Below are 18,706 nucleotides of genomic sequence, written 5' to 3'. Positions count from 1 at the left end.
CGGCTGTGCGTGCCCCCGCACGGCCTCAGGCCAGCGGCTTGGACAGGACGGCCTTGCGGTGGCTGAACGTCTCGATCGAGTACCGGCCGTGGTAGCGCCCCATCCCGCTCTCCCCGACGCCGCCGAACGGCAGGTCGGACACGGTCAGATGGGCGACCGGCAGGCCGAACCCGAGGCCGCCCGACGAGGTCTCCCCGGTCAGCCGCCGCCGGGTCTCCGCGGACTCCGTGAAGGCGTACAGCGCCAGCGGCTTGTCCCGGTCGTTGACGAAGTCGATGGCCGCGTCCAGGTCCGCCACCTCGACGACGGGCAGGATCGGCCCGAAGATCTCCTCCCGCATCACCGGGGCGTCGGGCGCCACACCGCCGAGCACGGTCGGCGCGATGTACTTGCGCTCCCGGTCGTGCGCACCGCCCGTGACCGTGCGGCCGGAGCCGAGCAGGCCGGTCAGCCGGTCGAAGTGCCGCTCGTTGACGATGCGGCTGTAATTCGGCGCGGCGGCGGGGTCGTCGCCGTACAGGGCGGTGACGGCGCGGGCGAGGGCGGGCTCCAGGCGGGCCGCCGTCTCCGGGTCGGTCAGGACGTAGTCCGGCGCCACGCAGGTCTGGCCCGCGTTGAGGAACTTGCCGGCCACCAGCCGCGCGGCGACCGCGTCGGCGTCCGTGTCGCGGCCCACGAAGGCGGGCGACTTGCCGCCCAGCTCCAGGGTGACCGGGGTCAGATGCTCGGCCGCCGCGCGCATCACGATGCGGCCGACGGTGCCGTTGCCCGTGTAGAAGATGTGGTCGAAGCGCTGCTCCAGCAGGGCTGTCGTCTCCGGGACGGCGCCCTCGACCACCGCGACGGCGTCCGCGTCCAGGAAGCGGGGCAGCAGGCGGGCCACGGCGGCGGAGGTGGCGGGCGCCATCTCGCTGGGCTTGGCGACCACGCAGTTGCCGGACGCCAGGGCGCCGACCATGGGCGCGAGCAGCAATTGCAGGGGGTAGTTCCACGGGGCGACGACCAGGACGACACCCAGCGGGTCGAACACCGTCCACGCTTCCGCGCCGCTCAGGTGGGGCGGCACCGGCGCGGGCTCGGGCCGCAGCCATTCCTCCAGGTGGTCGAGGGTGTGGTCGATCTCGCGCAGCGTGAAGTCGATCTCGGTGCGGTACGCCTCGGTCTCGCCCTTGCCCAGGTCCGCGTGGAGGGCGGCGGCGAAGTCCTTGCCGTGCTCGGTGAGCAGGGCGCGCAGCCGCCGCAACTGGTCGGTGCGCCATTCCAGGGAGGCGGTGCGGCCGGTGCGGAAGGTGGCGCGCAGGCGCGCGACCACGGCGTCCGGCTGCTCGGGGGTGCTGCTGGTCATGGTGTCTCCGATGCGTACGGGGTGGCGCGGGGCCGGGCGGCGGGGGCGGGGATGTGGTCCCGCCGCCCGGGCGGTCGCTTGACAAGGTCAAGCACCCATTCCATGTAAATGCCAACGATTGCGGAAGTCAAGTAACCCGCTATCCTGACCGCGTGTCCGACACCACCCGGCCCGCCCCCGACGACCTCCTCCCGCCGTTCGCCCGTACGGTCCGCGGCTACTACGACGATCTCGCCGCCGCCGCCCTGCGGCACGGCCTGAGCACCGCGCAGGCCCGCGCGCTCATCGCCCTGGAGGAGCCGCTCTCGATGAGCGCGCTCGCCGGCCATCTGGTCTGCGACGCCTCGAACGCGACGCGGCTCATCGCGCGGATGCAGGAGCGCGGGCTCGTACGGCGGGAGGCCGCGCCCCAGGACCGCCGGAGCAAGGTGGTCACGGCCACCGAGGAGGGCCGGGCGCTCGCCCTCCGGGTGCGCGCCGACATGCACGCCGTGCGCGGCGCACTCGAAGCGCTCACACCCGAGGAACGCACCGCACTGCTGCCCTTGCTGGAACGCCTGGGCGCGCTGCTGAACCGCTGAAACCCGGTCGGCTGTCCGCCTGGGCTCCGCTTCCGGACCGCTGAGGCCCCGCCTCCGGACCGCTGAGCCCTCGTCTCCGGGCCGTCGGGCCCCGCCTCCGGACCGCTGCGGCCCCCTCGGGCCGTCCCCGCCGGATCCGGCCCGACCCGGCGGGGGACGACCCGCCGGGATCCCGCTAAAGTCGGATGAATACCCGCTGGTGGATGGGCCTGTGCGGGCTGTTTCGGGGTGGGCTGCCCCAGGGGAGGACGTAGATCCACATGAGTCGCCGCTCCAACGGATTAGTGGCCGTCTGGGCCGAGGCGCAGCGTCAGCAGCAGCGCCGCCAGGAGGCTCAGCGGCGAGCCGGAGAACAGGCCCGCCGCGACCAGGAGCGGCAACAGCGCGACACCGAACGCGCCATGGCCCGCATGCAGCGCGAACGCCGGGACGCGTACCGGCAGCAGCGCGAGGCCGACGCCCGTCGCCGCACCGAGGAACTGGACGCGCGCATGGCCGAGCTGTCCGGCCTGCTGGCCGACGGCTGCCGGGCCCCGGCGTTCACCGCCGACGCGCTGCGCCGCCCCGAGTACGTCGAGGCGTTCGCACCGGGCCGGCTCGCCGTGCCTATACCGATGCCCGACCCGGCCGCCTACCCGCCGCAGGCCACCGGATGGAGCCTCGGCGGCGCCCGCCGCGCGCAGGCGCAGGAAGAGGCCCGGGCCCGTTACGAACACGACTGGCACGCCGCGCAGGCGGCGGAGGCGCAGCGCCTGCGCCAACTGGAGGACTACCGGAGGCAGTACGACCAGTGGGCCGCCGGTCGGCTGGCGGAGATCAGGAACCACAACGCCGCGGTCGGGGAACTGCTGACGGGCCTGCGCGGTGGCGACCCCGACGCGGTGGTGGAGTACTTCTCCGCCGCGCTGTACGCCGCCACCGGTTGGCCGCAAGGCTTCCCGCGCCGGGTCCACGCGGCCTTCGACGCGGCGGCCCGTCAGCTCGTACTGGACTGGGAGCTGCCCGGCTTCGACATCGTGCCCGCGACCAAGTCGGTGCGCTACATGTACGCGGCCGACCAGGACAAGGACGTCGCCCGGCCGGTGACCCAGCGGCGGGCGGCCTACCGCGACGTGCTGGCCCAGTCCGTCCTGCTGGTGCTGCACGACCTGTTCACGGCGGACCCGTCCCGCACACTCGACTCCGTGGTGGTCAACGGCTTCGTCGACGACGTGGACCCGGTCACCGGGCGCCCCGCGCAGCTCTGCCTGGCCACCGTCACGGCCTCCAGGGACGCCTTCGAGGAACTGCACCTGGCGCAGGTCAGTGCCGTGGACTGCCTCACCGACGGGCTGCGCGGCCGGCTGTCGGCCCGCCCCGAGCAGCGGTCGGCGGTCCGGCCGGCGCGGCAGCCGGGCGAGGTCGGCGGCGGCGTGGTGACCCACGGCGGCGCGGCGGAGCCGGACCTGTTCACCATGGACCCGATCGCCTTCGAAGGGCTGGTCGCCGAGCTGTTCCGCGCGATGGGGATGCAGGCCGTGACGACCCAGCGGTCCGGGGACGGCGGGGTGGACGTGGACGCGCTGGACTCCGACCCCATCCGGGGCGGCAAGATCATCGTGCAGGTGAAGCGCTACCGCAACACCGTGCCGCCGACCGCCGTGCGCGACCTGTTCGGCACCGTCCAGTCCGAGGGCGCCAACAAGGGCGTACTGGTGACCACCTCCCGCTTCGGGCCCGGCGCCCACGCCTTCGCCAACGGCAAGCCGCTCACCCTCGTCAGCGGCCCCGAACTGGTCGACCTGCTGGCCCGTCACGGTCTGCGCGGACGCCTCGGCGCCGCCCCGGTCCCGGCCCAGCGGCAGGCGCCCGCCGAGGAGGAGGCGGCACAGGACCCGGACGCGGCCCCGGAGGCGGAGCGGGACGCGGGCAGCATCCTCGGCATGAACTGGTCCGGCAGCGTCTCCCTCGACGTCTGCGCGCTGGTCTGCCAGGGCAACCGCGTACTGAGCGACGACCACTTCGTCTTCTACAACAACCCGCGCACCCCGGACGGCACCGTACGGATGCTGTCCGGCTTCGCCCCCGACCGGGCCGCCGTGCAGGTGGCCTTCGACGCCCTGCCCGCCACCGCCGACCGGCTCGTCCTCGTCGCGGCCGTCGACCCGGAGACCGATCCGCACGCGGACCTGTCCGGCTTCACCGACGCGTGCATCCGCCTGGTCGACGCGTCCGGCACCGAACTGGGGCAGTTGGAGGTCTCCGACGGGCGCAGCGGCGAAACGGCGCTGGTACTCGGCTCCTTCCGCCGCCGCGCCAACGGCGACTGGGACTTCGTCCTCGGCGGCAAGGGCTACGAAGGCGGCTTGGAGGCGCTGGTGCAGGAGTACGGGATCGAGGTGGCCTGAGCCCGGCCGCGGCAGACGCTCCACGTCGTGGCCATGGTGACGCCTGAGAACGTGGATGTCTCGGCAGCCGACCGCGGCGACCACGGGTGGGAGGGCACGCGTGCCTGGGGGGAGAAGCAGGCGGGCGGCGGTGCCGGGTCGAGGCCGCCGAGCGGCTGCGCGGCGGCTGGACCTCGGAGAGGCGGCGGCTGCGGATCGGCGGGCCCGATGTGCCGCGGTGGCTGGTACTCGGATCCATCGTCCGGCCGTTCTTCGCGCGGCACGCGGAGGGCCTGCTCACGCGCGAAGCGGACACCCTGCGTCTGCTCGGTGGGACGGACGTGCCCGCGGCGGCGTTCCACGCGGTGGACGCGACGGCGGCACACTGCGCGCCCACCCGTCGTTGCCGATGTCCCTGCTGCCCGGCACGGTCCGCGTGGACGAGGCGGAGGCAGCCCTGCGTACGCCGTTGCCGGCGCGCCAACTCATGGGCATCCACCGGATACACGTCCCGGCCGAGGCCCGCCCGCGCGGGTACGAGGCGTGGGCCGCGCCCGACCGGGTGCGCCGGCCCGAAAGCACCGGCCGCCCGGGCCTGTGGGAGCGGGCCGTGGACGTCATCCGCCGCGAACCCCCTGACCACCGGCCGTGTTTCCTGCACCGGTACGTCCATCCGGGCAATGTGTTCTTCACCGGACAGGGCACCGGCCTGCGGATCACGGGCGTCGTCGACTGGGGGGGGGAGACGTCCTGGGGGCCGGCCGACCTGGATGTGGCGCACTGCTCCACGGCCCTGGCCCTGCTGCACGGCGTCGAGGAGGGGATGCGGCCGGCCGACGCCTACGTGGCGGCCGGAGGGGCGTTGAGCGACAACCCCGCGGATCACCTGTACTGGCGCGTCCTGAACGCGCTCGGGTTCGCCCCGGACACCGGGAAGGCAGGGGAGCCCTGGCGGGAACTGGGGCGCGACGACCTGACTCCGGGCCTGTCGGCAAGCAGGCTGGAAGACTGTCTCCAGGAACTGTTCCGCACGTTCGGCTGATCGCACCCGCCCGGGGGAGGGGCGCCACCGCCGCTTCTCACAGTCCCGCCAGCCCCGCCAGTACCGCCGCCACCTCCAACTCCTCCTCGCCGTCCTGGATGTCACCGTGGTCGGCGCACCACAGAGCGTTCTCCACCGTGCGGGCCGCCGCCCATGCCAGCAGGCGGGCCGGGGGCTCGGAGAGGGCATCGGCCACCAGGGCGAAGCGTTCGCGCAGGACCGGGCGCGGGTCGTCGTACTCGAACGGGTCGTCGATCTGCTCCAGCAGCGGCCAGGGGTCGTAACCGGGGTCGCCGACCATGGACTTGGGGTCGATGGCCAGCCACGGGCGACGCCGGGCGGAGAGGACGTTGCCGGGGTTGAAGTCGCCGTGCACCACGACCTCGCGGGTGGCGGTGGCGGGCAGTTCGCGCAGCAGCCGGGCGCCGAGCCGGACGAGCCCGGGGTCGTAGCCGGGCCGGATCCGGGCCATGCGGTCCTCGACCGTGCCGGCCCATTCGGCGCACACGTCCGCGACCCGCTCCAGTTCGCCGTCGGGCGGTGCGGGCGCGGCCCACAGTTCGCGCAGGACGCCGGCGGCGAGCAGCAGCCGTTCGTCGGCGGGGAGCGGACTGTCCTCCAGTTCGCCGCCCGGTGTGCAGCGTTCGATCAGCAGCGCGTACCGCTCCCGGTCGTGGCGGAGCAGCCGTACGGCGCCGCTGCCGTCCCAGGCGCGCAGGGCCGGTGCCTCCCCGGCGGCCTCCCGGTGCGGCCAGGTCACCTTCAGCACCGCGTCGCCGCCGTCCGGTAGTCCCACGGGGGCGACCCACGAGCAGCTGCCGCCGTGCAACGGCGCACCCAGCCGCAGGTCCCACTCCTCCTGGACGGACCGGACGGTGGCGGGCAGCCGGTCCAGCCACGCGCGCCCGTCCGGGGTGCTGCCCACGGTGGCGTACACGGGGAGGTCGGCGGGGAAGAAGTCACTGTTCAGAGAGGCTCGGGCCATCCGGGCACCCTAGCTTTCCCGGGTTTCCCGTGGGGCTCGTTCACTTTCGGATCGAGTGATCCCATATCTCTGACGGTTCGTGCGGCGGGTCGAGCATGACGGCATGACCGATCCGGAACCCCTCGCGGACGGCACGGCGGGCCCTTGCTCCGGAGCCCGGCCCCCGGCCGCTGAACCCGCACTCCGGGCGAACTCACCCTGAGCCACGTCCCTGACGCGGGAGTCCTCACCCACTTCCACGGCGATCACACCGGGTGGGCCCGGCCCGACGCCGTCGGGGGCGATCCACGGAGCCTGTTCCCGGGCGCGCGGTGGATGGTCGGGCAGGGTGAGCCGGAGAGCGCCGAGCCCGGGGCCGGCCCGGTTCTGTCCGGTCAGGACGTCCGTACGGTGAGTGGCCGACGGGACCGAGATCGCCGACGGCATGCGCGCATGGTCCCTTCCGGGGCACCCTCCCGGGCACCCGGCCTGACCGGCGGCGTACGGACGCCCGGAGCCGGGGCGGTGCCGTACAGGAGCCCGGAGCCCGGCCGGCGCCATGCAGAAGCCCGAAGGCCGACCACCACCCCGGAGCGTGCGGATTATGCGGGCTCCGCCGGTCCGCGCGAGCCGGTGCGCCCCGGTCGGGCGGTGGCGGGGGACCACCGGTGTCAGCGGGTGTATTAATCGGTTTATTGCTCTATTCGGGCTGTTATGCGTCTTGCATGAACCAGCACCGACCGTACGGCGCCGCTCTGCTCCTGATATTGGCCGTGGGCTGCGCGGCCCAGCAGGGCCCCGGACGGCCCACGCGTCCCGCCTCCGGGCCGGGCGACCGCGCTTCCGCCGCCGCGACCGCCGCGCCGCAGCACTCCGGACACCGGGCCTCCCGGGGGTTCACCCTCGCCGCGTCCGGGGACGTCATCGCCTCGTACCCGTCCGTACTGGAGACGGCGCGCCAGGACGCCGGAGACGGCGGATACGACTACCGGCCCATCCTCGCCGGGGTGAAACCGGTGATCGAGGGGGCCGACCTGGCGATCTGCCACCTGGAGACGCCCTTCGGTCCCGACGGCGGCCCGTTCACCGGATATCCCGCCTTCAAGGCGCCGCCCCAGGTGGCCGACGCGCTCAAGGCCACCGGCTACGACTCCTGTTCCACGGCGTCCAACCACACCCTCGACGACGGCGCCGAAGGCGTCCGGCGCACCCTCGACCGGCTGGACCGGGCCGGAATCAAGCACACCGGATCGGCCCGCGACGCGGCCGAGGCCGGCCGGCCCGCGCTGCTGAAGGCGCCCGGCGGGGCACGCGTGGCCCAGCTCTCGTACACCTACGGCACGAACGGCGTCCCGCAGCCGCAGGGCAAGCCGTGGACCGTCCGCGTCATCGACGCCAAGAAGATCGTCGCGGACGCTCGGGCCGCCCGCCGGGCCGGCGCCGACGTGGTCGTGGTCAGCCCGCACTGGGGCACCGAATACCGGACCGAGCCGGACGCGCAGCAGATCGAGGTCGCCAAGGCGCTCACGGAGGCGCACACCGGCGGCCGGCCCGACATCGACCTCGTCATCGGGACGCACGCGCACACCCCGCAGCCGTACGAGAAGCTGAACGGCACCTGGGTCGTCTACGGCATGGGCGACCAGATCGCCGGGATCATGGAGAGCCCGCGCGGCAACTGGGGCACCATCGCCCGCTTCCGCTTCGAGCCGCCCGCGAGGGAGGGGGAGCGCTGGCGGGTCACCAAGGCCGAGTACATCCCCCAGCTCTCCGCCCACGGACCCCCGCTGCGCATGGTCAACCTCGCCGCCACCGGGGACCGCCCCGACGTGCGGGAGGGCATCCGCGAGGCCGTCCTCAGCCGGGGAGCGGAGGGTGCCGGGCTGACCATGGGCCGCTGACGGGCGCGCGGCCGACGAAGCCGCGCCGGTGGCCCGGTAAGGGAGCGTTCCGCGATGTGAAACCCTGAGGACCGGCCCGGACCGGTCCTGAGCACTATGGACGCGGGCGTGCCGGACGGCCGCTCCGTCCGGTGGACGGCGAACGGTGGACAGTGGCGCGGAGCGCGGGAAGGGCGTGACGGCGGTGGGTGAGAGTGCGGCCGTGCGGCCCCGCAATCCGCGCGGACAGGGCGAGCGCCTGCGGGAGGAACTCCTGCGCGCCACCGAACGCCTCCTCGAAGAGGTCGGCAGCGAGGACGCCCTGTCGCTGCGCGCCGTGGCCCGCGAAGCGGGTGTCGCCGCCCCCAGCATCTACCGGCACTTCGCCGACAAGACCGAGCTGGTGTGGGCCGCGCTGGAGGTCAGCTACGAGCGGCTGCGGGCGGCGATGGCGGAGGCGTCGGCGGCGGCGGACACCGACGATCCGGTGGACCTGCTCCGCGCCCAGCTCCGCGCGTACTGCCGGTACGCCGTCGAGCACCCCGCCAAGTACCGCCTCCTGTACGAGACCCGTCAGACGCCGGTCGAACCGGAGCGACTGGCCGGGCACCCGGCGGGCCGCCTGGTGCGGGGGCTGCACGACGCCCTCACCGCGTGCGAGGCCGCCGGGTGGCGGGTGCGCGGGACGCGCGAGGAGGCGCCGTACGTGCTGTGGGCGGCGGTGCACGGCCGGGTCATGCTGTGGCAGGTCATGCCCAGCCGCAAGGACGCCGAGCGGCTGTACCGCTACGTGGACGAGATCCTGCATCTGCTGATGGAGCGGGAGAGCTGAGCTTCTGGCCCGGGTGCTTCGGGAGAGCTGAACTCTTGAACCGGGTGCTTCGGGAGAGCTGAGCTTCTGGCCCGGGTATTTCGGGAGCACTGAGCTTTTGCACCGGGCCCTTCGGGAGCGCTGAGCCCCCGAACCGGGGCGCTTCGGGAGCGCTCCGGTCATTTCCGGCACCCCGGCCGACGCGGTGTGCCGCTCATCGATCACCACCCCCACCCCCCACCGTCGCACCCCTGCGTTACGCATGTAAGTTTACGGGCGTTAGGTGAACGTCCGACACCGGGCGCACGCCCCTGCCCGCGTGCTCCCCAAGGAGCGACATGACCCCCTCTCCCGCTTCACCCGCCCCCGCGCCGGCCGCCGCGCCCGCGCTGCCCGTGCAGCCGCCGCAGGGCTGCCCGTTCGACCCGCCCGCCGAGTTCGCGCGACTGCGCACCGAAGCACCGCTGTCGAAGATCTCGCTGCCGGACGGCACCGAAGCCTGGCTGGCCACCCGGTACGCCGACATCCGCGCCATCCTCGGCGACACCCGCTTCAGCTCCGACACCACCCGCCCCGGCTACCCGCTCAGCGGCATGACCGGCGGCGCGACCACCGAGCACCGCGGCTTCATCCGCATGGACCCGCCCGAGCACACCCGGCTGCGCCGCATGGTGACCCGGGAGTTCATGGTCAAGCGGGTCGAGGCGATGCGCCCCGAGATCCAGCGCCTGACCGACGAGCTGTGCGACGCCATGGAGAAGCGCGCGGGCCAGGACGTCGACCTCGTCGAGGCGCTGGCACTGCCGGTGCCCTCGCTCGTCATCAGCCTGCTGCTCGGCGTCCCCTACGACGACCACGAGGTGTTCCAGCGGCTCACCGGCACCCTGCTCTCCCGTACGGTCACCGACGAGGAGCGCGAGAGCGCGCGGGCCGAACTGCGCACCTACCTGCACCAACTGGTGAGCGCCAAGGAGGCGGCGCCCGGCGACGACATCCTCGGCCGTCTGATCACCGAGCAGCAGGTCCCGGGCGAGATCACCCACGACGACGTGGTGGCCTTCGCCGCCCTGCTGCTCATCGCGGGCCACGAGACCACCGCCAACATGATCGGCCTGAGCGCGCTGACCCTGATGCGCGACCGGGACACCGCGGACCGGCTGCGCGCCGAACCGGGCCTGATCCGCGGCGCCGTCGAGGAACTGCTGCGCTTCCACAGCATCATCCGCAACGGCCCGCGCCGCGTCGCCACCGAGGACATCGAGATCGCCGGACGGCTGATCCGGGCCGGTGAGGGCGTCGTGGCGGCCGTACCGTCCGCCAACCGCGACCCGGAGGTCTTCGCGGACCCCGACGCGCTCGACGTGTGCCGCCCCAACGCCCAGCACCACGTCGCCTTCGGCTACGGCATCCACCAGTGCCTCGGCCAGGCCCTGGCCCGCGTCGAGCTCCAGGTCGTGATCGGCACGCTGCTGCGCCGCTTCCCCGAGATGCGGCCCGCCGTCCCCGTGGACGAGATCCCGTACCGCAGCGACATGGCGATCTACGGCTGCCACACCCTGCCCGTCACCTGGTGACACACCCCCTCCCCGCCCCGTCTGCCTTCAGGAGCCACCTGCCATGAACATCACCCTCGACGCCGACAAGTGCTGCGCCGCCGGACAGTGCGTGCTGATCGCGCCCGACGTCTTCGACCAGCGGGACGAGGACGGCGTGGTCGTCCTCCTCGACGCCGCGCCGCCCGCCGACCAGCACGACATGGTCCGCGAGGCCGCCGCCATCTGCCCGGCCGCCGTGATCCAGGTGCACGAGTGACCCCCCGCCGCATCGCCGTCGTGGGCGCCTCGGCGGCGGGACTCGCCGCCGCTGAGGCCCTGCGCCGCTTCGGCTGGACCGGCACGCTGACCCTGGTCGGCGACGAGCCGCACCCGCCGTACGACCGGCCGCCGCTGTCCAAGCAGCTCCTCCAGGGCGCCTGGCAGCCCGACAAGCTGCACCTGCGCGCCGCCGACCAGCTCGACACCCTCGGCCTCGACCTGCGCCTCGGCACCCGGGCGACCGGCCTGGACACCGCGACCCGCACCCTCACCCTGGACGGCGGCGAGCGGCTGACCTGCGACGGCGTGATCGTCGCGACGGGCGTCGCGGCCCGCACCCTGCCGGCGGCGGCCGGTCTGGACGGGGTGCTCACCCTGCGCACCCTGGAGGACGCGCTCGCCCTCAAGGAGCGGCTGTCCGGCACGGACCGGCGCCTCGTGGTCGTCGGCAACGGCGTCCTGGGCTGCGAAGCCGCGGCCGTGGCGCGCGAGCTGGGCCACCAGGTCACGCTCGTCGGCCGGGAAGCGCTGCCGATGGCCCGTACGGTCGGCCCGCAGATCGGCGAGCTGCTGGCGGCCGAGCACCAGGAGCACGGCGTACGGCTGCGCACCGCGGCCGTCGACGGCTTCGAGGCGGACGGTGACGGTCCGGCGCGGCACGTGACCGCCGTACGGCTGGCCGACGGCACCCGGCTGCCCGCCGACACCGTCCTCGTCGCCATCGGCTCGGAGCCCGCCGTCGGCTGGCTGCGCGGCGACCCGGCCCTGGACACCGCCGACGGGCTGCGCTGCGACGCGTACTGCGCCGCCGCGCCCGGCGTCTACGCCGCCGGTGACGTGGCCCGCTGGCAGCACCCCGTGCACGGGCGCCACCTGCGCGTCGAACACCGGATGAACGCCACCGAGCAGGGCATGGCCGCCGCCCGCAACCTCCTCGCCGAACTGGAGGAGACCCTGCCGGACGACGGGGACGGGGCACTGGCCCCCGCCGCCGGGCGCGAGCGCCGCCCCTTCACGCCCGTGCCGTACTTCTGGTCCGACCAGTACGGCCTGAAGATCCAGGCGTACGGCGTGCTCAACGGCGCCGACCGGTCCGAGGCCACCGTCCTGGACCCGGACTCCCGCAAGGCCGTCGCTCTCTACGGGCGCGACGGGCAGGCCACCGGCATCCTGGCGATCGGCGTGCCACCGCGCCAGACCAGGGGCCTGCGGGCGCTGATCGCCACCCCCGCCCCCTGGGAAGAGGCCCGCGAAGGCGTGCGCAACGCCCTCGCGTGACGACCGCCGCGGGCCCGCCTCCACCCCGACCTCGGGGGCGGGCCCGCGCGCTGCCGACCGGCGCTGACCGATCATGGAAGGTATGACCGACTCGTACGTACGGGTGCGCGGCGCCCGGGAACACAACCTCCGCAATGTCGACGTGGACATCCCGAGGGACACCGTCACGGTGTTCACCGGCGTGTCCGGCAGCGGCAAGTCCTCGCTCGCCTTCGGCACCGTCTACGCCGAGGCGCAGCGCCGCTACTTCGAGTCGGTGGCCCCCTACGCACGCCGCCTGATCCACCAGGTCGGCGCGCCGAAGGTCGAGGACATCACCGGGCTGCCGCCCGCGGTCGCCCTGGAACAGCGCCGCTCGGCCCCCACCTCCCGCTCCTCCGTCGGCACCGTCACCACCCTCTCGAACTCACTGCGGATGCTGTTCTCGCGCGCCGGTACGTACCCGGACGACGCCCGGGAGCGGCTGGACTCCGACGCCTTCTCGCCGAACACCGCGGCCGGCGCCTGCCCGGAGTGCCACGGCCTGGGCCGCGTCCACCGGGTCACCGAGGAGTCGCTGGTACCGGACCCGTCGCTGTCCCTCCGGGACGGCGCGATCGCCGCCTGGCCCGGCGCCTGGCAGGGCAAGAACCTGCGGGACGTGCTGGCCGCGCTCGGATACGACATCGACAAGCCGTGGCGCGACCTCCCCGCCGCCGACCGGGACTGGATCCTGTTCACCGACGAGCAGCCCGTCGTCACCGTGCACCCCGTACGGGAAGCAGGCCGCATCCACCGGCCCTACCAGGGCCAGTACATGAGCGCCAAGCGCTACGTACTGCACACCTTCGCCGACTCCAAGAGCGAGACACTGCGCAAACGCGTCCAGCGCTACCTGGTCTCCGCACCCTGCCCCGCATGCGGCGGGCGGCGGCTGCGACCGGAAGCGCTGGCCGTCACCTTCGCCGGCCGCGACATCGCGGAGCTTTCCGGGCTGCCGCTCAGCGGCCTCGCCGAGTTGCTGCGCCCGACGGCCGCGTCCGACGGCGACGGGGTGGCGCCGACCCTGGCCCGGGACCTCGTCGCCCGTATCGACGTCCTCACCGAGCTGGGGCTGGGCTACCTCAGCATGGACCGGGCCGCCCCCACCCTGTCCTCCGGCGAACTCCAGCGGCTACGGCTGGCCACCCAGCTCCGCTCCGGCCTCTTCGGCGTCGTCTACGTACTGGACGAGCCCTCGGCGGGCCTCCACCCGGTGGACACCGAGGCCCTGCTCACCGTCCTCGGCCGCCTGAAGGAGGCGGGCAACACCCTGTTCGTCGTCGAGCACGACATGGACGTGGTGCGGCACGCGGACTGGATCGTGGACGTCGGGCCCGAGGCGGGCGAGCACGGCGGGCGGGTCCTGCACAGCGGGCCCGTCGCGGACCTCGCGCAGGTCACCGAGTCCGCCACCCGGCGCTTCCTCTTCGACGACGCGCCGCCCGCCGCACGCCCGCCCCGCGAGCCCACCGGGCGGCTGTCCCTGCACGGCGTCACCCTGCACAACCTGCGCGGTGTGGACGCCTCCTTCCCGCTCGGTGTCTTCACGGCCGTCACCGGCGTCTCCGGATCGGGCAAGTCCACGCTGGTCACCCGGGCCCTCGCGGACGCCGTCACCGATCACCTCGGCGCCGGCCCCGACGAGGACGAGGAGAGCGGCGCGCGGGCCCGGCTCGCCGCCGCCAAGGGCCTGGAGGCGGTCGACCGCCTCGTACGCGTCGACCAGAAGCCCATCGGCCGTACCCCGCGCTCCAACCTCGCCACCTACACCGGCCTCTTCGACGCCGTACGCAAGGTCTTCGCCGCCACCGACGAATCGCGCGCCCGCGGCTACACGGCGGGCCGCTTCTCCTTCAACGTCGCGAGCGGCCGCTGCGAGACCTGCCAGGGCGAGGGCTTCATCGCCGTCGAGCTGCTCTTCCTGCCCGGTACGTACGCGCCCTGCACCGCCTGCCACGGCGCCCGCTACAACGACGAGACGCTGGAGATCACCTACCGCGGCCGTACCGTCGCGGACGTGCTCGGCATGACGGTGGACACCGCCGCGGACTTCCTCGCCGACGTCCCCGCCGCCGCCCGCAGTCTGCGCACCCTCCAGGACGTCGGCCTCGGCTACCTGCGCCTGGGGCAGCCCGCGACCGAGCTGTCCGGCGGCGAGGCCCAGCGCATCAAACTCGCCACGGAACTCCAGCGCGCCCACCGGGGCCACACCCTCTACCTGCTGGACGAGCCCACCACCGGCCTGCACCCGGCCGACACCGAGGTGCTGCTGCGGCAGTTGCACGGGCTGGTGGACGCGGGCAACACCGTGGTGGTCGTCGAGCACGACATGGGGGTGGTCGCGGGCGCGGACCACGTCGTCGACCTGGGGCCGGGCGGCGGCGCGGCCGGCGGCCGCATCGTGGCCACCGGGACACCGGCCGAGGTGGCGGCGTCGGCGGACAGCCGCACGGCGGCCTACCTGGCGCGCCGGACCGGCACACGCCGGACCGGCACGCGCCGGCCTGGCGGCTGACCCGGGGGCGGGGGCGGGGGCCGGGGAACGGGCCGGGGTGGGGTCGGGGGAGTGGTGACAGTCGGTTAATGTACCCAGGTCAATTCAGTGGTACAGCGACTTCAAGGGGGCACTCCCGTGGCAGACAAAGAGACGGCCGAGGCGGCGTTCAACCGGTTCGACGCGGACGGCGACGGCCTGATCACCGCCGACGAGTACAAGCGGGCGATGGCGGAGATGGGAGACCCCTACGTCACCGGGCCGGTCGCCGAGGCCGTCATCGCCGCCAAGGACGCGAACGCGGACGGCAAGCTCTCCTTCGAGGAGTTCTGGAAGTCGCTTCAGGGGTGATTCGGGGTGGGCGGCCGGGGGGCTGGTCCGGGGTGACCAGGGGCGGCCAGGGGGAGCCCGGGGCTGGCTGGGACGGTCCGGGGCGGCCAGGCGGAGCCCGGGGCTGGCTGGGACGGTCCGGGGCGGCCAGGGGGAGCCCGTGACAGGCCGGGGCTGACCCTCCCGGGTACCCCGGCGTGAGTCCGTTCCTGGGCGGAGGGCTGTGGCTTCCTTCCGGCCCGCTCCGGGTAGGCCCCCGTTGGGGGGACGTGGGTGCTCGCCCCGTATGGCGGGCGATCCGTCCCCGGCCCGGTTCGGCCCCGGCCTGCTTTGTCCCCGGCCCGGTCGGACGCGCGAGCTTCGGCGTGGCTACCTCTGGGTAGGCCCCCGGTGGGGGGATGTGGGTGCTCGCCCCGTACGGCGGGCGGCCTGGCCCCGGCCCGGTTCGGCCCCCGCCCGCTTTGTCCTCGGCCCGGTTCGGCCCCGGCCCGCTTTGTCCGCCCGGTTCGGCCCCGGCCCGGTCGGACGCTCGGCCCCGCCCGTTCGGACGCGCGAGCTTCGGCGTGGCTACGCCTGGGTAGGCCCCCGGTGGGGGGATGTGGGCGTCCGCCCCGTATGGCGGGCAGCCGCCCTCGGCCCTCGGCCCTCGGCCCTCGCCCCACCCGGGGCCCGTCCTCGCCCTGGGCCCCGCCTGCCGCCCCGCTCCCCTACGCCCCGCCCCCGCGGCCGCCCAACCGGTCGGCCGCGTTTCTCTTTCCAGAACGCCTATTGCGTTCATAGATTCCCCCGATCAATCCCTTTTCCAGGTGACCGGCACCACTTACCGGTGCGGCGCCACGCCAAACGGTGACGCGGGCCACAAGGGTTTTCGCGGGGCAACCGAAAACCGGGTTCCGAGGCCATTTCAAGCGGTTTCCGCCGGGCGCCACGCCCGGCCTCGAACGTGACGCGCAGCACGGGACTTCGGTCCCTTACGGCCTTTCTTAGTAAACCGCCGCGGACCTTTCGCGGCCCGCGCTCATGGACTGAGACGCGCCGAAAGGCCCTTTCTACGTAAAGGGACCGTAGCCGGGACCCGTGGAGCGGCTATTGCTTTCCAATTCGGCCGTCGCTAATCATTGCTGAGGCGCCGGGTTGATGCGTCGCGTAAATGCCCTCGGGGCGGACGCGGACAAGAACTCGGTTCTCGTGCCGCCAGTGGCTTCCTGCTCGTACCTCCCGCCAATGGCTGCCGCCCGCTCATTTCAGTGATTGGAAGAGGAATCTCCCGCATGACCGCTCACACCCTGCTCCGCTCCGTCCGCGTGACCAAGACCCACAAGCTCTCCGTCGCCGTGCTGGCCGCCGCCGGTGCCACCGCGGCCCTGACGGTCCCCGCCGCGACCGGTGACGCGCACGCCGCCACCTCGGCCGCCCCGGCCGCGGTCAAGCCGGTCTCCGCGAACGGTCAGCCCGCGGGTGCGAACACCAAGGCCGCCGACGCGCCCAAGGCCGACGACGCCAAGGACGCGACGGACACCAAGACCCTCGCCGACTCGGTGAAGGTCACCGCCGTGGCCGCCCAGGGCCACACCGCCAAGGAGGCCGCCAGCCGCGCCGCCGACCGCAAGCCGGTCGAGTCCAAGCCGCAGTACGCGAACAACCTGGACGGCTGGATCAAGGAGTCGCTGGACATCATGAAGAAGAAGGGCATCCCCGGCAGCTACGAGGGCCTGCACCGCAACATCATGCGGGAGTCCAGCGGCAACCCGAACGTGGTCAACGACTGGGACATCAACGCCAAGAACGGCATCCCGTCCAAGGGCCTGCTCCAGGTCATCCAGCCGACGTTCGACCGCTACCACGTCGAGGGCACGGCCAACGACCTGACCGACCCGGTCGCCAACATCACGGCCGCCGCCAACTACGCCGCCCATCGCTACGGCTCCATGGACAACGTCAACTCGGCGTACTGAGCCCGGTGAGCAGGCAGCCGCGGCACACGGACCGCACCGCCCGGGACCACCCTCCCGGGCCGGGCAGGCCGCTGCCGCACGCTGAAACGTGAGCGCCCCAGGACCACGGTCCAGGGGCGCTCCGTCGTGTTCCGGGCCCTCGTGTCCGGCGCGGCCGTCACATCCGTCCGGCGCGGCCGTCACCGCTGTCCGGCGTGGCGTCACAGCCGCCCGTCGCGGTCCTCCAGGTCGGTGATCTCCCGCTCCGCCTTCGCCAGCTCGGAGCGCCGGCGGGAGTACGCGAAGTAGATGACCAGGCCGGCCAGGAACCACACCGCGAAGCGCACCCAGGTCTGCCACTCCAGGAACGTGATCAGCCAGAGCGAGAAGACCACCCCGACGGCGGGTACCACCGGCATTCCGGGGGTACGGAACGTGCGCGGCAGGTCGGGCCGCCTGTAGCGCAGCACGATCACCGAGACGCACACCACCACGAACGCCAGCAGGATGCCGATGTTGGTCAGCTCGGCGGCCTCCCCGATGGGCAGGAAACCCGCGATGGCGGCCGAGGCGACACCCACGGTCCACGTCACCCGGGTCGGCACGTGCCGCCGAGGATGGGTCTTGGCGAACCATTTCGGCAGCAGCCCGTCCCGGCTCATGCTGAACCACACACGGGTGACCCCCAGCATGAACGTGAACATCACCGTGAGAATGCCGATGATCGCGCCCACCGCGATCACGTCGGCCAGACTGCTCAGCCCCACCGACTTGAACGCCGAGGAGAAACCGCTCTCCGGGTCGATCTCCGTGTAGTTCTGCATACCGGTGAGCACCAGGCAGGCCAGGACGTACAGCACCATCGAGATCAGCAGCGAATACAGGATCGCCTTCGGCATGTGCCGCTGGGCGTCCTTGGACTCCTCCGCCGCGGTGCTCATCGCGTCGTAGCCGAACACGGCGAAGAAAACCGTGGCCGCGCCGGTGAAGGCGCCGCTGACGCCGAAGGGGAAGAACGGTGTGTAATTGCCGGTCTCGACGTGGAAGAAACCGACTCCGATGACCAGCAGTACGACCAGGACCTTGAGGCCCACGACGATGGTCTCGAAACGGGCCGCGTTCTTGATGCCGAGGGTCAGCAGATACGCGATGAGCAGGCACAGTGCCGCCGCGAACAGATCGACCTGGTGCCCCTCGCCGGTCCCCGGCGCCCCCAGCATCCAGGCGGGCAGCTCCACCCCCATTTCGCCGAGCAGGAAGTTGATGTAGCCGGAAATGCCGATCGCGACCACCGCCACGATCGCCGTGTACTCCAGCAGCAGGTCCCAGCCGATGAACCAGCCCGCCAGCTCTCCCAGCACCGCGTAGCCGTACGTGTACGCCGAGCCCGCCTTCGGGATGAGCCCCGCGAACTCGGCGTAGGAGAACGCGGCCGCCGCGCTGGCCACGCCCGCGACGAGGAACGACAGCAGCACCGCCGGTCCGGCCTTGCCGTTCGCGACGGTCCCGGCGAGCGTGAAGATGCCCGCGCCGATGAGGCCACCGACCCCGATGGCGGTCAGCTGCCACAGTCCCAGCACCCGGTTGAGCTGTTCGCCGGAGCCGCCTTCCGTGTCCTGGATGAGTTCGATCGGTTTACGCCGCCACACTCCCCGCCCCGCGCGCATCCCCGTTCCCCTTCCTCTCGTCGTCGGCCGACGGCCGATCATCATGGCCCTTCGGAGGCGGCAGGGGAAGGTGACTGTCCGGCGGGGCGGAGTGGAACCGGTGAATCCGGGCACCCGGGCGTGCGGCGGTCCGTACGAGGCCGCGTACGGACGGCCGGCACGGACACCGGCAGGACGAA

General features: G+C 73.2%; 13 protein-coding genes and 1 pseudogene. 11 read left to right on the top strand and 3 right to left on the bottom strand.

Annotation, left to right across the window (positions count from 1 at the left end; translation table 11 throughout):
• Positions 1–25 precede the first annotated feature (25 nt).
• Positions 26–1,345, bottom strand: a complete 1,320-nt coding sequence (locus AB0A97_RS11935) for an aldehyde dehydrogenase family protein (protein ID WP_361147966.1) — start codon at positions 1,343–1,345, stop codon at positions 26–28.
• Positions 1,346–1,497: 152 nt separating this feature from the next.
• Between AB0A97_RS11935 and AB0A97_RS11930 the strand changes: the two genes are divergently transcribed.
• The 3 genes and pseudogenes from AB0A97_RS11930 (at position 1,498) to AB0A97_RS11920 (ending at position 5,334) form a co-directional block, all read left to right on the top strand.
• On the top strand, positions 1,498–1,926 hold the full coding sequence (locus AB0A97_RS11930) for a MarR family transcriptional regulator (RefSeq protein WP_361147964.1): 429 nt from the start codon (positions 1,498–1,500) through the stop codon (positions 1,924–1,926).
• 260 nt (positions 1,927–2,186) lie between these two features.
• Complete coding sequence (locus AB0A97_RS11925) at positions 2,187–4,313, top strand: restriction endonuclease (RefSeq protein WP_361147962.1); 2,127 nt, start codon at positions 2,187–2,189, stop codon at positions 4,311–4,313.
• A gap of 33 nt (positions 4,314–4,346) precedes the next feature.
• Positions 4,347–5,334: pseudogene (locus AB0A97_RS11920) on the top strand (aminoglycoside phosphotransferase family protein).
• A gap of 37 nt (positions 5,335–5,371) precedes the next feature.
• Here the strand turns inward: AB0A97_RS11920 and AB0A97_RS11915 are convergent.
• The gene (locus tag AB0A97_RS11915) at positions 5,372–6,319 is read right to left on the bottom strand and encodes an aminoglycoside phosphotransferase family protein (protein ID WP_361147960.1); all 948 of its coding nucleotides are present in this window, start codon (positions 6,317–6,319) and stop codon (positions 5,372–5,374) included.
• 704 nt (positions 6,320–7,023) lie between these two features.
• On the opposite strand from AB0A97_RS11915, the gene AB0A97_RS11910 reads away from it, so the two are divergent.
• The 8 genes from AB0A97_RS11910 to AB0A97_RS11875 all read left to right on the top strand — a co-directional run bounded on the left by AB0A97_RS11910 (position 7,024) and on the right by AB0A97_RS11875 (position 16,881).
• Positions 7,024–8,199 carry a CapA family protein gene (locus AB0A97_RS11910; RefSeq protein ID WP_361147958.1) on the top strand — a complete coding sequence of 392 codons (1,176 nt, stop codon included), beginning with the start codon at positions 7,024–7,026 and terminating at the stop codon, positions 8,197–8,199.
• 184 nt (positions 8,200–8,383) lie between these two features.
• The gene (locus AB0A97_RS11905) at positions 8,384–9,010 is read left to right on the top strand and encodes a TetR/AcrR family transcriptional regulator (RefSeq protein ID WP_361148776.1); all 627 of its coding nucleotides are present in this window, start codon (positions 8,384–8,386) and stop codon (positions 9,008–9,010) included.
• Between the two features lie 317 nt (positions 9,011–9,327).
• Positions 9,328–10,563 (top strand): cytochrome P450, encoded by a 1,236-nt coding sequence (locus tag AB0A97_RS11900; RefSeq protein ID WP_361147956.1) that lies wholly within the window; start codon positions 9,328–9,330, stop codon positions 10,561–10,563.
• A gap of 43 nt (positions 10,564–10,606) precedes the next feature.
• A complete protein-coding gene (locus AB0A97_RS11895) occupies positions 10,607–10,801 on the top strand; it encodes a ferredoxin (protein ID WP_030022493.1) in 195 nt (64 codons plus the stop codon).
• Positions 10,798–12,081: an FAD-dependent oxidoreductase gene (locus AB0A97_RS11890; protein ID WP_361147954.1), complete on the top strand. Its 1,284-nt coding sequence runs from the start codon at positions 10,798–10,800 to the stop codon at positions 12,079–12,081. Before AB0A97_RS11895 ends, AB0A97_RS11890 begins: the two co-directional genes overlap by 4 nt.
• 82 nt (positions 12,082–12,163) lie before the next feature.
• Positions 12,164–14,617 (top strand): excinuclease ABC subunit UvrA, encoded by a 2,454-nt coding sequence (uvrA, locus tag AB0A97_RS11885; RefSeq protein ID WP_361147952.1) that lies wholly within the window; start codon positions 12,164–12,166, stop codon positions 14,615–14,617.
• 117 nt (positions 14,618–14,734) lie between these two features.
• Complete coding sequence (locus AB0A97_RS11880; RefSeq protein ID WP_361147950.1) at positions 14,735–14,947, top strand: EF-hand domain-containing protein; 213 nt, start codon at positions 14,735–14,737, stop codon at positions 14,945–14,947.
• Positions 14,948–16,197: 1,250 nt separating this feature from the next.
• On the top strand, positions 16,198–16,881 hold the full coding sequence (locus AB0A97_RS11875; RefSeq protein WP_361147948.1) for a transglycosylase SLT domain-containing protein: 684 nt from the start codon (positions 16,198–16,200) through the stop codon (positions 16,879–16,881).
• A 200-nt stretch (positions 16,882–17,081) separates the two neighbouring features.
• Here AB0A97_RS11875 and AB0A97_RS11870 read toward each other — a convergent pair whose 3' ends face one another.
• Positions 17,082–18,527, bottom strand: a complete 1,446-nt coding sequence (locus AB0A97_RS11870; RefSeq protein ID WP_361147946.1) for an amino acid permease — start codon at positions 18,525–18,527, stop codon at positions 17,082–17,084.
• Positions 18,528–18,706 lie beyond the last annotated feature (179 nt).

The organism is Streptomyces sp. NPDC045470, assembly GCF_040646595.1.
In the GTDB taxonomy this organism is placed as follows: domain Bacteria; phylum Actinomycetota; class Actinomycetes; order Streptomycetales; family Streptomycetaceae; genus Streptomyces.
This window is presented reverse-complemented; position numbering and strand designations above follow the sequence as displayed.

Coding starts and splice junctions, on each gene's coding strand:
- AB0A97_RS11910 (WP_361147958.1), top strand. CDS start 7,024: ATGAACCAGCACCGACCGTACGGCGCCGCTCTGCTCCTGATATTGGCC.
- AB0A97_RS11915 (WP_361147960.1), bottom strand. CDS start 6,319: ATGGCCCGAGCCTCTCTGAACAGTGACTTCTTCCCCGCCGACCTCCCC.
- AB0A97_RS11925 (WP_361147962.1), top strand. CDS start 2,187: ATGAGTCGCCGCTCCAACGGATTAGTGGCCGTCTGGGCCGAGGCGCAG.
- AB0A97_RS11895 (WP_030022493.1), top strand. CDS start 10,607: ATGAACATCACCCTCGACGCCGACAAGTGCTGCGCCGCCGGACAGTGC.
- AB0A97_RS11870 (WP_361147946.1), bottom strand. CDS start 18,527: ATGCGCGCGGGGCGGGGAGTGTGGCGGCGTAAACCGATCGAACTCATC.
- AB0A97_RS11875 (WP_361147948.1), top strand. CDS start 16,198: ATGACCGCTCACACCCTGCTCCGCTCCGTCCGCGTGACCAAGACCCAC.
- AB0A97_RS11900 (WP_361147956.1), top strand. CDS start 9,328: ATGACCCCCTCTCCCGCTTCACCCGCCCCCGCGCCGGCCGCCGCGCCC.
- uvrA (WP_361147952.1), top strand. CDS start 12,164: ATGACCGACTCGTACGTACGGGTGCGCGGCGCCCGGGAACACAACCTC.
- AB0A97_RS11935 (WP_361147966.1), bottom strand. CDS start 1,345: ATGACCAGCAGCACCCCCGAGCAGCCGGACGCCGTGGTCGCGCGCCTG.